Genomic DNA, 12,516 nt, shown 5'->3' with positions numbered 1-12,516 from the left:
AACGCCCTATCCCTTGAGGTTCCGCAAGACCGTGCGTGCAGCCGCCATCACGGGATCATGGGTTTCCTTCAGGATCGCAATCCGGTCAAAGCGATCAGGGTCCTTGTTCACCGCTTCACGCAGCGCGGCACCGAAGGCCATGCGCAATTCTGTCCCAATGTTGAATTTGCAGATATTGGTGGTCCGCGCCAAATGCCTGCGCTGGTCAATCGGCACGCCGGATCCGCCATGGATCACCAAAGGCACCTGTGTGGCCTCTTGAATGGCTGCTATCCGCGCTTCATCAAGGCCCGCGTCTGTTTCCTGCTGGAGATGCACATTCCCGACCGAAATCGCCATCGCGTCGATGCCGGTCTCGGCTGCAAAAATCGCTGCCTCGCTGGGGTCTGTTCCCGCTGAACGCTCTCCGCCCGCATAACCGACAAAGCCGATCTCGCCCTCGCATGAAATTCCAGAGTTATGTGCAAGATCAACGATTTGGCGGGTCTCCTTGATGTTGTCTTTCAACGGTTTTCGCGATCCGTCGAACATCAGCGACGTAAACCCGGCATCCAATGCGTCGGAACACTCATCATAGGTGTAACCATGATCCAGATGCGCTACGACCGGCACGCTGGCATTTTCCGCCAAATGACGGAACATCTTGCCCAGAACAGGCAAAGGCGTATGCGCCCGACACCCCGGCCCTGCCTGCAGGATTACCGCGCAATTCTCGGCCTCTGCTGCGGCCACAAAGGCGCACATATCCTCCCAACCCAGACACACCAGACCGCCGACGGCATAGCCGCCCCGCAACGCAGGCTGGAGCACATCTTTGAGCGTCGCAAGGGTCACTTGAACTTGGCAATCATGTCTTTGATCCCCGGGATCGTCTCGATCTGATCGGCATGGGAGGGTTGGAAATACTGGATCAGGCTGCGCTGTGACAGCCCGCCCAGAATGGTGAAGTAATACATCTGATAGCCTGGCAGAACTGCACATGGGTGATAGCCGCTGTCGAGACAGATCGTCGATCCATCCACGATATGATAGGCATCGCCCGCCTTGCCGTCCTCGCGCTGGAGCATCTGCACGCCAGAGCCGTGGTTGGGCTTGAAACGGAAGTTGTAGGTCTCGTCGTGCCGTGTCTCAAGCGGCAGGCGGTCGGTGTCATGCTTGTGGGATGGAAAGCCCGACCAGCCGCCCTCGCCCACGGTGAAAAGCTCGGACACCAGCAAACGCCCGACCATGTCATGGTACTTCGTGCCAAGGATGTGTTTGATTTTACGGTGCGTTTTGGTGTCGTCCGATCCGTATTGCACCAGATCAAGATCATCCGCACGCACGGCAAAAGCATCCAGTACCTTGTCATAGCGTGCGCCGCACACGAAAACCTCGGCCGCGTCCGAGGTGCAGACCATTTGCGCCTTGGCGGCGGTGGGCACATAAACGCCCTCAGGCTCGCCATCCCAGACATCCTCGCCCCGATTGCCGATGCCGTCAGCCTTGAACCCTTCGATATCAATATCCACAGTTCCGGTCGCGGGCACGATGCAGGTCTCATACCCGGGCACGGCATATTCGAACGCCTGCCCCTTGGTCAGTTTGACGATGTTGAAATAGTTCAGCGGAACGGTCGGGTCATCCACATCAACGATCGGTTTGTTCTGGTTGTCATATGGCGGGATATGCATCGGCTTGTCCTTTATGCGGCAGTCGGACCGGGGTGTTCGGCCATGAATTTGGTTAATGTCGCAGTGTCCGGCATCGCAGGCGCACAGCCCGGGCGGGACACGGTGACAGAGGCGCAGGCCGATCCGCGCAGGATCGCGCGGCGCAGGTCCTGCCCCTCGGCCAGACCTGTGACCAGACCGGCCATAAAGCTGTCCCCTGCCCCTGTGGGTTTGAGCGCCTCAACAGGCCAGATACCGGTGCGGATCTCTTCGCCTGCGGCAAAGGTGATCGCGCCCTTTTCGCCCATCTTGTAGACCACAATCGTGGCGCTGCTGGCGGCGAGCGCGCGCGCTTTGGCAAGACCCTGGTCAATCCCGCCCGCCATAAAGCCGAATTCCTCATCATTGCCGACAATCATATCCGATTGGGCCGCAGCACGGCTGAGAACCTCTTCAGCGACCTGCGGTGACGGCCACGAATAGGGGCGGTAGTCCACATCGAAGATGATCGGCAGGCCCGCTGCCTTGGCGCGCGCGAAGGCATCAAAGGTCGCACTGCGTGAGGGTTCGGCGGCAAACACTGTGCCGGCCGTGATCAGCGCGCCGAATTTGGTATAATCCACGGCGGCGACATCATCTGAATCCATCTGGAAATCGGCGGCACCGTTGCGGTAGATGACATTGCGATGACCCGCGACGCGGCTTTCGTAGAAGGCCAGTGAATTGCGGTATTCGCCCCCCACCGGCGTCACATATTCGGTGCCAACGCCATAGCGTTTCAATTGCCCGATACAGTAACTGCCGATGCTGTCGTCGGACACACGGGTGACAAGTGCGGCCTGCCCGCCCAGTTTGCAAATGCCAGCGGCGATATTGGCGGATGACCCGCCCAGCCCCACAGTGACGGTCTCCGCATCTTCGGTCGCCACGCCCGCATCGGTGAACAGATCAATGCCCGCACGCCCGACGACCACAAAATTGTTGGCGCCTATGCCCTCGATCAGCCCCGCCATCACACACCGTTCCGTTGCTTGTGACGGGTGGCTTCCTGATCGAGATGGGCTTTGCGCACCTTGTCAGAGGTCGTCACATGCGGTGTGCCGACTTCCCACCATGTATGGCCTTGCGTCGTCCAGCCCTCATATGGGTCGACCTTCATCACGATCACATAGGTGTTTTTGGCCGCCTGCGCGCGCCCGAAGGCCGCCTCCAGTTCTGCGGGCGAACTGACGGTTTCGGCATCAGCCCCCATTGCGCGTGCATGGGCTTCGAAATCCACACCCACCTGCGCGGTCGCTGTCGGCGTATCCGCGATCAGGTTATTGAAGCTTTCATTGCCGGTGTTGTTCTGCAGCTTGTTGATGACCGCAAAGCCACCGTTGTCCAGCACCATGATGATCAGCTTTTTCTCTGTGAGAACAGAAGAATAGATGTCGGAGTTCATCAGAAGATAAGATCCATCACCGGTAAAGACGATGGTATCACGTTCCGGCTCTTTCTGGGACTGCGCAATCCGCGCGCCCCAACCGCCCGCGATTTCATAGCCCATGCAGGAGAACCCGAATTCCACATCAACCGTGCCGATGTCCAGTGTTTTCCAGTTGGCGGTTACCTCGGCGGGCAAACCACCCGCCGCCGCAACAATCCGGTCGCGCGGATGGCACAGGCGGTTCACCTCACCAATGGCCTGCGCGTAGGACGCAGGGCCGTTCCCTACCCGCGTATTCTCGGCCACATAGCCATTCCATTTCGCCCGCTCTGCCTGCGCGCGCTGCGTCCAGCTTTCAGTGGTGCGGTAGGATGAGAGCCCCTGTTGCAGCGCAACCAACCCGAGTGTCGCATCACCGACAACCGTGGCCGACAGATGCTTGGCCGCGTCGTGACGCGCCGCATTGAGGCCGATCAGTTTCGCATCATGCGAAAAGGCAGTCCATGATCCGGTTGTGAAATCCTGCAGGCGCGTGCCGACGGCCAGGATCACGTCCGCCTCTTCAGCGATTGTATTGGCGCTGTCCGATCCGGTCACCCCGATCGGCCCGATATTGAGCGGATGATCATGCACCAGATTGGCGCGCCCTGCGATGGTTTCCACCACCGGAATCCCTGTGGCCTCGGCAAAAGCGGTCAGTTCCGCCACTGCGCCGGAATACTGGACACCGCCCCCCGCAATGATCATCGGACGCTTGGCTGATTTCAGCAAGGCAACCGCATCAGCCACCTCTGCACTGTCAGGCATCTGGCGGCGTATACGGTGCACACGCTTGTCAAAGAAACTGCGCGGATAATCATAGGTCCAGCCCTGCACATCCTGCGGCAGGCCAAGAAACGCAGGCCCGCAATCCGCAGGGTCCAGCATGATGGCGAGCGCCGCAGGCAGCGACTGGATCACCTGTGCGGGATGCGTGATCCTGTCCCAGTAACGGGTCACGGCCTTGAAAGCATCATTCACGCCAAAGGTCGGATCGCCGAAATGCTCCAGCTGCTGCAAGACAGGGTCCGGCAGGCGGGTGATGAAGGTGTCGCCACAGAGCATCAGCATGGGCAAACGGTTCGCGTGGGCAAGCGCGGCAGCGGTTAACAGGTTTGCCGTTCCGGGACCGGCGGATGCGGTGCAAAACATGAACCGGCGGCGCAAATAGGCCTTGGCATAGGCCGCAGCGGCAAAGCCCATCCCCTGCTCGTTCTGCCCGCGATAGAGCGGCAGCGCGTCTTGTTCATTGTAAAGCGCCTCACCCAGACAGGTGACATTGCCATGGCCGAAAATGCCGAAGCCACCGCCGCAAATGCGGGTCTCGACCCCGTCGATGTCGATCCATTGATTGGCCAGATAGCGGACTATGGCCTGTGCCGTTGTCAGCGTGACTGTTTCGGCGGAGTGCCCCATGATCGTCCCCCCTATCGGCGCATAAATGCTGCGTCGGTCGCGATTGTTTATTGACCAACCACCTGAAAGAACGTTACGCATTTTGCAACCGGTTGCAACCGGTTTCTGGGTAGGGGAGCAGACATGACAGAGATCGGTATCGGGATCATTGGCGGCGGCTATATGGGCAAGGCGCATGCGGCTGCCTACGCATCCGTTGGCGCAATTTTCGATACTGCCCTGCGGCCGCGTCTGGAAATGGTCTGCGCATCATCGGATGCCTCGGCTGAAAGGTATCAAAAGGCCTTCGGCTTTGCGCGCGGCACAGCCGATTGGCGGGTGCTTGTGCATGATCCAAAGGTCGAGGCTGTCGTTATCGCCTCTCCGCAGGACACCCACCGGGACATCGCACTGGCCGCTTTTGCCTTGGGCAAGCCCGTTTTCTGCGAAAAACCGCTTGGTGCGACGCTGGCCGATTCCATTGCGATGACCGAGGCCGCCAAACAGGCAGGTGCGATCAACATGGTCGGGTTCAACTACATCCGCACACCTGCTGCGCAATATGCGCGTCAACTGGTGGCGGATGGCCGCATCGGTGACATCACATGGTTCCGCGGCGAACACACCGAGGATTTTTTCGCCGACCCCGCCCTGCCCGCCACGTGGCGTTGTCAGGGCATGGGCAACGGAACGATGGGCGACCTTGCCCCCCATATGATCAACGGCGCACGCGCGCTTATCGGGCCGATTACGGCCCTCTGCGCGCAGGTCGAAACCGTCCACGCCCAACGCGGCAATTCAGCCGTCACCAACGATGATCAGGCACAGTTCATGTGCCGTTTTGAAAACGGCGCGCAGGGGCATCTCTTTTTCAGCCGCGTCGCGACGGGCCGCAAGATGGGCTATGCCTATGAGATCCATGGCACCAAGGGGGCAATCCGTTTTGATCAGGAAGACCAGAACGCCCTGCATCTTTACACCATGGAAGGCCCCGAGGCCGAACGCGGGTTTCGCAAAATCCTGACCGGCCCTGCCCACCCCGATTATCTGCCCTTTTGCCAGGGGCCCGGCCATGGCACAGGCTATCAGGACCAGATCATTATCGAGGCCAAGGATTTCCTGACCGCCATCGCCACCAAAACCAATATCTGGCCCACGTTTGCCGAAGGGCTTGAGGTCAATCGCGTCGTCACTGCCGCCATTGATTCAAGCGATAAGCAAACCTGGGTCAACGTCTCAGACTATTAACCGAAAGACCTATGATATGATCAATATCGGCAATGCGCCCTGTTCGTGGGGGATCGAATTCGCGTCCGATCCTTCCTATCCCACGTGGCAATCCGTGCTGCACCAATGCGCCAGTGCGGGCTATAAGGGGATTGAGCTTGGCCCCATCGGGTATATGCCCGAGGACCCTGCTGTACTGCGCGAAGAGCTGGACAAGAACGACCTCAGCATCATTGGCGGTGTCGTTTTCCGCGCTTTCCACGATCCTGCGAAATGGGATGATGTGATGGACGCCTCTGTGCGGACCTGCAAGGCGCTGGTGGCCCACGGCGCGCAGCATCTGGTGTTGATCGACAGCATCTCGCCGCGTCGTGCGCCCACCGCGGGACGCGCGACCGAGGCCGAGCAGATGGACAAGGCCGAATGGACCGCCTTTCGTGACCGTCTGGCGACGATTGCGAAAATGGGCACCGAGGAATACGGGCTGACGGTTGGTATTCACGCCCATGCAGCGGGTTTCATGGATTTCGAGCCAGAACTGGAGCGCCTGCTAGATGAGGTCGATGAAAGCATCCTGAAAATCTGCTTTGATACCGGCCATCATTCCTATGCGGGTTTTGATCCGGTCGCCTTCATGAAGCGGCACATCGACCGCATCAGCTATATGCATTTCAAGGATATTGATCCGGTGGTGAAAGCGGATGTGGTCGCCAAGCGGACGGATTTTTACAAGGCCTGCGGTCAGGGCATTTTCTGCAATCTCGGCCAGGGCGACGTGGACTTTCCTGCCGTTCGTCAGATCCTTCTGGATGCAGGATTTGAAGGCTGGTGCACAGTCGAGCAGGACTGCGACCCTGCCCTGCCCGGCACGCCGCTCGAGGATGCCGAAAGCAACCGCAAATATCTGGAATCCATTGGTTTCTAAAACCTATCAGACGAAAGTTGACGACGATGACAAAACTTAAATGGGGCATGATTGGCGGCGGTGAAGGCAGCCAGATCGGACCGGCACACAGGTTGGGTGCAGGGCTGGACGGGCTCTTTGAATTCAGCGCGGGCGCGCTGGATCACCGGCCGGAATATGGCATTGATTACGGGCAACGGCTTGGCCTTGGCGACCGCGCCTATGGCGGCTGGCAGGACATGCTGGAAGGTGAGCTGAAACGCGACGACCGCGTTGATCTGGTTACGGTTGCCACGCCCAATTCCACGCATTTCGCGATCACCAAAGCGTTCCTCGAGAACGGCTTCCATGTGCTGTGCGAAAAGCCCATGACCATGACCGTGGAAGAAGGCGAGGAAATCGTCGAGATCGCCAAAAAGACCGGCAATATCTGCGCGGTAAACTATGGCTACACGGGCTATTCGCTGGTGCGCCATATGCGGGCGATGATTGCGCGCGGTGACATCGGCAAGGTCCGTCTGGTCAACGCCGAATTTGCCCATGGCCACCACGCAGATGCGAGCGATGCGGATAACCCGCGCGTGCGTTGGCGCTATGATCCGGCACAGGCAGGTGTCTCGGCACAATTTGCCGATTGCGGTATCCATGCGCTGCATATGGCCAGTTTTGTCACCGGTCAGGAAGTGACGAAACTCTCGGCGGACACGGTGTCCTGCATTGATGTCCGCACGCTCGAAGATGACGCCATGGTGAATTTCCGGATGGATGGCGGCGCTGTGGGGCGGCTTTGGACCAGTTCGATTGCGATTGGCCGCCAGCACGGTCTGGGCATTCAGGTTTTCGGCGAAACCGGCGGCCTGCGCTGGAGCCAGGAACAGCCCAACCAGCTTTATTACATGCCGCTGGGACAGCGCCTGCAGGTGATTGAACGCGGCGAGGCGAACCTCTCGCCCGAGGCGGATCGCACCAGCCGCGTCACCATCGGCCACGCCGAAGGGATGCCGCTTGCCTTTGCTAATATCTATGCCGATCTCGCCGAAGCGATCCGTGCGCGCAAGGAAGGCCGCATGATGGATCCGGCGGCGAACCTCTATCCGCGTGCCGAGGATGGCTTGCGGTCGATGGCGGCGGTCTATGCTGTGGCCGAATCCGGCAAAGCGGACGGCGCGTGGCTGGATGCGCGCCCACCGATGTTCTGGTAAGGTGGATTGAAATCCACCTTACGGCAAAGGGCGCAAAGTGCCCCGCTCGACGATGGAACAGTCAAACAGCCGCGCCTCGGGGGCGCGGCTGTTGTCGTTCAGACTGGCCGCGATCACATCAATCGAGGCCGCAATAATCTGTGCAAAGGGGTTGTGGATCGTGGTGAGGTTGATGTTGGCCCACCCTGCCATTTCCATATCATTGAGCCCGATCACCCCGATATCCTCAGGTACCCGCAGTCCAGAAGACTGAATGGCGGAAAGCGCCCCGATTGACAGCACATCATCGCCACAGAAATAGGCCTCCGCCGGTGCGCCTGCCGCCAACAGCCGCAGCATTTCCGCGCGCCCTGCATCAAAGGAATAATTGCTGGCATAGCTGAACGAGAGATCAAGTCCGGAGGCCCTGATCACCTCTGCAAACCCTGCAAAACGGTCCTGTGTCGAGGTCGCCGTCGCAGGCCCGCCCAGAAATGCTATCCGCTGGTAGCCCCGCTCAATCAGCGTCCTGGCCGCCAATCGCCCTGCGGCGATATTGTCGATCCCCAGCACGTTCACCTGCGGGTTCGCTATATGGCGCCCAAAGGAATGGACCACGGGCACACCCGCGTCATGAAACCCTTCCGCAAAGCTGGCAGGCAGCGTCGATGAGGCAACGATCACCCCGTCCACCGAATAGGCCCGCAGCAGGCGGATCGAGTCCTCGGGGCGCACCTCATCGGTGAGATTGACCAGCAAAGGACGCAGGCCCCGCGCTTGCAGGCCTTTGGTGAACAGATCAAAGACCTCGAGAAAGACCGGATTGTGGAAGTTGTTTGACACCAGACCGATCATCTTGGTCCGGCCTGTGGTCAGCGAAGAGGCAAGCGCATTGGGGCTATAGCCCAAAGTTGTCGCGGCCTTTTCAACCTTGGCGCGGGTCTTGTCCGACACCGAGGCGCCTGCGGTAAAGGTGCGTGACACAGCGGACCGCGACACGCCTGCAAGCAACGCCACATCCCTCAGGGTGATTGTCCCTCTAGCGGTCTCGCGTGGCATCTTTCTCCGCTTCTGCGGCCACAGCCGCCCAATCCGTCGTCGCGAATTTCCAGATCGCGACCCCGCCAAGTGCCACAAACAACAGCGCCCAGAGCGGCGCGCCATTGGCGTATTCAACCACGGCCCACAGCAGAGGCAGAACGACCGTCACAACCCTGCGCCAAACCGGCAAAAAGAACGGCACCCCGAGATCGAAAAAGCCCGGTTTGGGACGATCAGGCCGCATGTGCGGGCATCCTGCCGAATTTCACAGAAAGCTCTTTCCGCACGGCGCACAGGTCCTGCGGTATTGTTACTTGTATGTTGAATATCAGGTACATGCGTTGGGTCTTTCCTCCAGACTGTCCGGTACTCTATCCCCATACCCCTGAAATGCAACCGGTTGCACAATGATCGGCTCGTCATGGCACGCGAATTTCTGATTGTGCAGCCATACCCCTGTGCACCATAAGATATTCATGCATTTGACACGTCCTCGTATCTTTGGCCTGATCGCAGTGATCGCCACGCTTCTGGTGATTGCAGGCGCGATGTCGTTCCCTGCCCTAGAGCGCCATTATATGCGCCAACAAGCAGAGAAAGACGCAGTGCCGCTGAAACTGGCCGTCGAGGGCCTGCGTGCCGCAATTGACAGATATGCCCCCCTGCCTGCGTTGATCGCTGAACGCAGCACATTGATTGACCTGCTGAACAGTCCCGAGAACCCCGCCCTTGTTGCTGCGGTAAATGAAGACCTGCGCCAAACGGCAGCCACTGTGCGGGCAAGCGATGTCTATCTGATGGATATTTCGGGCCTGACCATCGCCGCCGCAAGCTATCGTGAACCCGGCAGCTTTCTGGGGCGTAATTTCAGCTACCAGACCTATTTCACCCAAGCGCTGAACGGCGCTTTGTCCAGCTTTTCCGTCTATGGCACCACCACAGGTGAACGCGGCTATTTCTACGCAGCCCCCGTCGAGGACGGTGAACGGATCGTGGGTGTTCTGGCGGTCAAATTCAATGTATCGGCCTTTGAGAGCATCTGGCGCGGGGCCAACAGTGAATTCATGGTCGCGGACCGCAATGACTTTGTTTTCATGTCCTCACGCCCTGACTGGCATTTCCGTGCAATGCGCCCGCTGAGTGACGCCACCTTGCGACTGATCGCGCAGAACCTGCAGTACCCGATCGACCGGATCGAGCTGTTGCCGATCACAGTGCGGCCGCTTGATGCGGATGCGCGGTTGGTCACAATCGAAGGCACGACGCGCGAAACCTATATTTTGACATCTCAGCGTCTGGCGGATCTTGACTGGACTATGTCCTCGCTTTCACCTCTCGGACCTGCGACGCTGAGCGCTTTGCGGACAATGCTGATTGCTGGCCTCACGGGGCTTTTGCTGCTTGGCGCGCTGCTTGCCTATCTGCTGAAACAGGCGCGCCAGACCGAGGCCCTTGCCAGAGAAAAAGAGGCGAAACGCCTGCTGGAAGCCGCTGTTGCCGAACGCACGACGGATCTAGAAGCCGCATTGGGTAATCTGCGGCAAACCCAGACGGATCTTATTCAGGCGGGCAAGCTCTCGGCGCTTGGGCAAATGTCGGCTGCGCTCAGCCATGAATTCAATCAGCCGCTCGCGGCGGTGAAGTCTTATGCCGACAACGCGGGCGCATTCCTTGCGCGCGGTCAGGTGGTCGAAGCATCTGACAATATCACGCGCATCTCGAAAATGGCTGACCGCATGGCCACGATCTCGGCGCATCTGCGCAATTTTGCCCGCCGTCCCCAGCAGGCAACCGGTCCCTTGCTCTTGAATGCGGTCGTGCAGGATGCGCTGGCGGTGATCGAGATGCGGCTGGCGTCAGAGGGTGGCGAAATCGCCTATACGCCGCCCAAATCGGAAATCTGGGTCACCGGCGGGCACGTGCGCTTGCAGCAGGTCATCGTCAATCTGATCAATAACGCGCTTGACGCGATGGAGGGGCAGCCCAAACGTGTCGTCGAGTTGAACATCGACGACACGCGGCTTCAGGTCCGTGACACCGGCGCCGGGATCGAACATGACGCGATTGCCAATATCTTCGATCCTTTCTTTACAACCAAAGCGCCCGGCAAGGGGCTCGGGCTCGGGCTGTCAATCTCATATAATATTGTCAGCGATTTTGGTGGCACGCTCAGTGCGGCGAACCATCCCGAGGGTGGCGCGGTCTTTACCGTCAAGCTGCAACCGGCAACCCCTATTGAAGTGGCCGCGCAATGAAGCAGACAGTCATATTCGTCGACGACGAGGAGGAGTTGCGCCACGCAACCAGCCAGACGCTCATGTTGGCCGACATTCCCGCAGTGGTTCTTGATAAGGCGGAACTGGCACTGGCGCAGATCAGCCGCGGGTTTGAAGGGGTCTTGGTCACGGATATCCGTATGCCGGATCAGGACGGGCTGTGGCTCATGCGCAAGGTGCTTGAGCTTGATCCCGAATTTCCGGTGATCCTTGTGACCGGCCATGGCGATGTGAACCTTGCGGTGCAGTCGATGCGCGAAGGGGCCTATGATTTCATCGAAAAGCCCTTCGCCCCCTCGCGGCTGGTCTCGACGATACAGCGCGCGCTTGAGAAACGGCGCCTGACCATCGAGAACCGCGCGCTCAAACGCGAGGTTGGCGGGCGGGACAAGCTGGAGGCCCGTTTGATCGGGCGTTCGGATGCCATGGTAGCTTTGCGCAAACAGATCCGCACGATTGCCGCCACCGACGCCGATGTGCTGATCACAGGGGCCACAGGGGTGGGCAAGGATATGACGGCCCATGCGTTGCATGATCTCTCTGCACGTGGTCCCCACCCTTTCGTGCAAATCAACTGCGCCGCCCTGCCTGTCGATCTGGTGGAAAGCGAACTTTTCGGGCATGAGGCCGGAGCCTTTCCCGGGGCGATGCGCGCCCGCTTCGGGAAATTCGAGTTTGCCCGCAAAGGTACGGTGTTCCTCGATGAGATCGACAGCCTGCCTGTCAGCGTACAGGCGAAACTGCTTCATGCCATTCAGGCACGCCAAATCACGCGACTGGGGGCGAATGATCCGGTTGATCTTGATATCCGCATCGTTGCCGCCGCGAAAACGGACCTGTCCGAGGCCGTCGCAGCCGGCAATTTCCGCGCGGATCTGCTTTACCGGCTGAATGTTGTCACGCTGCATGTACCAACGCTTGATCAGCGCCGTGATGATATCCCGTCGCTCTTTCTCAATCTCACGGCCCAGGCCGCTGCGCGCTATTCCAAACCGGCCCCCGATGTGCCTGCGGATGTTCTGGCGCGGATGGCCACGCAAGACTGGCCGGGTAATGTGCGCGAGCTACGCAATGCGGCGGATCGTTTTGTGCTGGGGCTGGATCCGACCATGACGGTGGGGACAGAAACGGAAGCCCAGTCACTCGCCCAGAAGATGGCAGATCACGAGCGCGCGCTGATCATGGCAACGCTGACCGCGCAAGGCGGCAGTCTCAAACAGACCTATGAGGTGCTGGGTCTGTCGCGCAAAGCCCTCTACGAGAAGATGCAGAAATACGGGTTATCCAAGGCGGACGCAGATCAAAGCGGCTGAAATGCACCCGTTTCGACACATGCAATTGCCCTTTTGTCCCCTTGGCGACCCATCCAGTC

General features: G+C 59.4%; 11 protein-coding genes. 5 read left to right on the top strand and 6 right to left on the bottom strand.

The window, feature by feature from the left end:
* Positions 1-6 precede the first annotated feature (6 nt).
* Genes C7964_RS06005 through iolD form a run of 4 tightly spaced genes read right to left on the bottom strand, consistent with a single transcriptional unit; the run spans position 7 to position 4,536 of the window.
* Positions 7-834 (bottom strand): class II fructose-bisphosphate aldolase, encoded by an 828-nt coding sequence (locus tag C7964_RS06005; protein ID WP_110278778.1) that lies wholly within the window; start codon positions 832-834, stop codon positions 7-9.
* Positions 831-1,673: a 5-deoxy-glucuronate isomerase gene (locus C7964_RS06000; RefSeq protein WP_110278777.1), complete on the bottom strand. Its 843-nt coding sequence runs from the start codon at positions 1,671-1,673 to the stop codon at positions 831-833. Before C7964_RS06000 ends, C7964_RS06005 begins: the two co-directional genes overlap by 4 nt.
* An 11-nt stretch (positions 1,674-1,684) precedes the next feature.
* The gene (gene iolC / locus C7964_RS05995; RefSeq protein WP_110278776.1) at positions 1,685-2,665 is read right to left on the bottom strand and encodes a 5-dehydro-2-deoxygluconokinase; all 981 of its coding nucleotides are present in this window, start codon (positions 2,663-2,665) and stop codon (positions 1,685-1,687) included.
* Entirely contained in the window at positions 2,665-4,536 is a 1,872-nt protein-coding gene (iolD, locus tag C7964_RS05990) for a 3D-(3,5/4)-trihydroxycyclohexane-1,2-dione acylhydrolase (decyclizing) (RefSeq protein WP_110278775.1), read from the bottom strand. The genes iolC and iolD overlap by 1 nt, the downstream gene beginning before the upstream one ends.
* A 123-nt stretch (positions 4,537-4,659) precedes the next feature.
* Here iolD and C7964_RS05985 point away from each other — a divergent pair, with 123 nt between their 5' ends.
* Genes C7964_RS05985 through C7964_RS05975 form a run of 3 tightly spaced genes read left to right on the top strand, consistent with a single transcriptional unit; the run spans position 4,660 to position 7,848 of the window.
* Positions 4,660-5,763 (top strand): Gfo/Idh/MocA family protein, encoded by a 1,104-nt coding sequence (locus tag C7964_RS05985; protein ID WP_110278774.1) that lies wholly within the window; start codon positions 4,660-4,662, stop codon positions 5,761-5,763.
* 16 nt (positions 5,764-5,779) lie between these two features.
* Positions 5,780-6,667 carry a sugar phosphate isomerase/epimerase family protein gene (locus C7964_RS05980; RefSeq protein ID WP_110278773.1) on the top strand — a complete coding sequence of 296 codons (888 nt, stop codon included), beginning with the start codon at positions 5,780-5,782 and terminating at the stop codon, positions 6,665-6,667.
* Between the two features lie 26 nt (positions 6,668-6,693).
* Positions 6,694-7,848, top strand: a complete 1,155-nt coding sequence (locus C7964_RS05975) for a Gfo/Idh/MocA family protein (protein ID WP_110278772.1) — start codon at positions 6,694-6,696, stop codon at positions 7,846-7,848.
* Between the two features lie 18 nt (positions 7,849-7,866).
* Here C7964_RS05975 and C7964_RS05970 read toward each other — a convergent pair whose 3' ends face one another.
* Complete coding sequence (locus C7964_RS05970; RefSeq protein ID WP_110278771.1) at positions 7,867-8,886, bottom strand: LacI family DNA-binding transcriptional regulator; 1,020 nt, start codon at positions 8,884-8,886, stop codon at positions 7,867-7,869.
* Positions 8,867-9,112, bottom strand: a complete 246-nt coding sequence (locus tag C7964_RS05965) for a hypothetical protein (protein ID WP_110278770.1) — start codon at positions 9,110-9,112, stop codon at positions 8,867-8,869. The genes C7964_RS05970 and C7964_RS05965 overlap by 20 nt, the downstream gene beginning before the upstream one ends.
* A 232-nt stretch (positions 9,113-9,344) precedes the next feature.
* On the opposite strand from C7964_RS05965, the gene C7964_RS05960 reads away from it, so the two are divergent.
* Together C7964_RS05960 and C7964_RS05955 are read left to right on the top strand one after the other, a co-directional pair.
* Positions 9,345-11,123: a sensor histidine kinase gene (locus C7964_RS05960; protein WP_110278769.1), complete on the top strand. Its 1,779-nt coding sequence runs from the start codon at positions 9,345-9,347 to the stop codon at positions 11,121-11,123.
* Positions 11,120-12,457 carry a sigma-54-dependent transcriptional regulator gene (locus C7964_RS05955; protein ID WP_110278768.1) on the top strand — a complete coding sequence of 446 codons (1,338 nt, stop codon included), beginning with the start codon at positions 11,120-11,122 and terminating at the stop codon, positions 12,455-12,457. The genes C7964_RS05960 and C7964_RS05955 overlap by 4 nt, the downstream gene beginning before the upstream one ends.
* Positions 12,458-12,516: the final 59 nt, after the last annotated feature.

Source organism: Loktanella sp. PT4BL (genome assembly GCF_003201935.1).
In the GTDB taxonomy this organism is placed as follows: domain Bacteria; phylum Pseudomonadota; class Alphaproteobacteria; order Rhodobacterales; family Rhodobacteraceae; genus Yoonia.
The sequence above is the reverse complement of the archived record's forward strand: the minus strand, read 5'-3'. Positions and strand labels throughout refer to the sequence as shown.

Excerpts from the sequence above, each read along its gene's own strand:
- C7964_RS05980 (WP_110278773.1), top strand. The coding sequence starts at position 5,780 with ATGATCAATATCGGCAATGCGCCCTGTTCGTGGGGGATCGAATTCGCG.
- C7964_RS05970 (WP_110278771.1), bottom strand. The coding sequence starts at position 8,886 with ATGCCACGCGAGACCGCTAGAGGGACAATCACCCTGAGGGATGTGGCG.
- C7964_RS05960 (WP_110278769.1), top strand. The coding sequence starts at position 9,345 with ATGCATTTGACACGTCCTCGTATCTTTGGCCTGATCGCAGTGATCGCC.
- C7964_RS05965 (WP_110278770.1), bottom strand. The coding sequence starts at position 9,112 with ATGCGGCCTGATCGTCCCAAACCGGGCTTTTTCGATCTCGGGGTGCCG.
- C7964_RS05955 (WP_110278768.1), top strand. The coding sequence starts at position 11,120 with ATGAAGCAGACAGTCATATTCGTCGACGACGAGGAGGAGTTGCGCCAC.
- C7964_RS06000 (WP_110278777.1), bottom strand. The coding sequence starts at position 1,673 with ATGCATATCCCGCCATATGACAACCAGAACAAACCGATCGTTGATGTG.
- C7964_RS05975 (WP_110278772.1), top strand. The coding sequence starts at position 6,694 with ATGACAAAACTTAAATGGGGCATGATTGGCGGCGGTGAAGGCAGCCAG.
- iolC (WP_110278776.1), bottom strand. The coding sequence starts at position 2,665 with ATGGCGGGGCTGATCGAGGGCATAGGCGCCAACAATTTTGTGGTCGTC.
- C7964_RS05985 (WP_110278774.1), top strand. The coding sequence starts at position 4,660 with ATGACAGAGATCGGTATCGGGATCATTGGCGGCGGCTATATGGGCAAG.
- iolD (WP_110278775.1), bottom strand. The coding sequence starts at position 4,536 with ATGGGGCACTCCGCCGAAACAGTCACGCTGACAACGGCACAGGCCATA.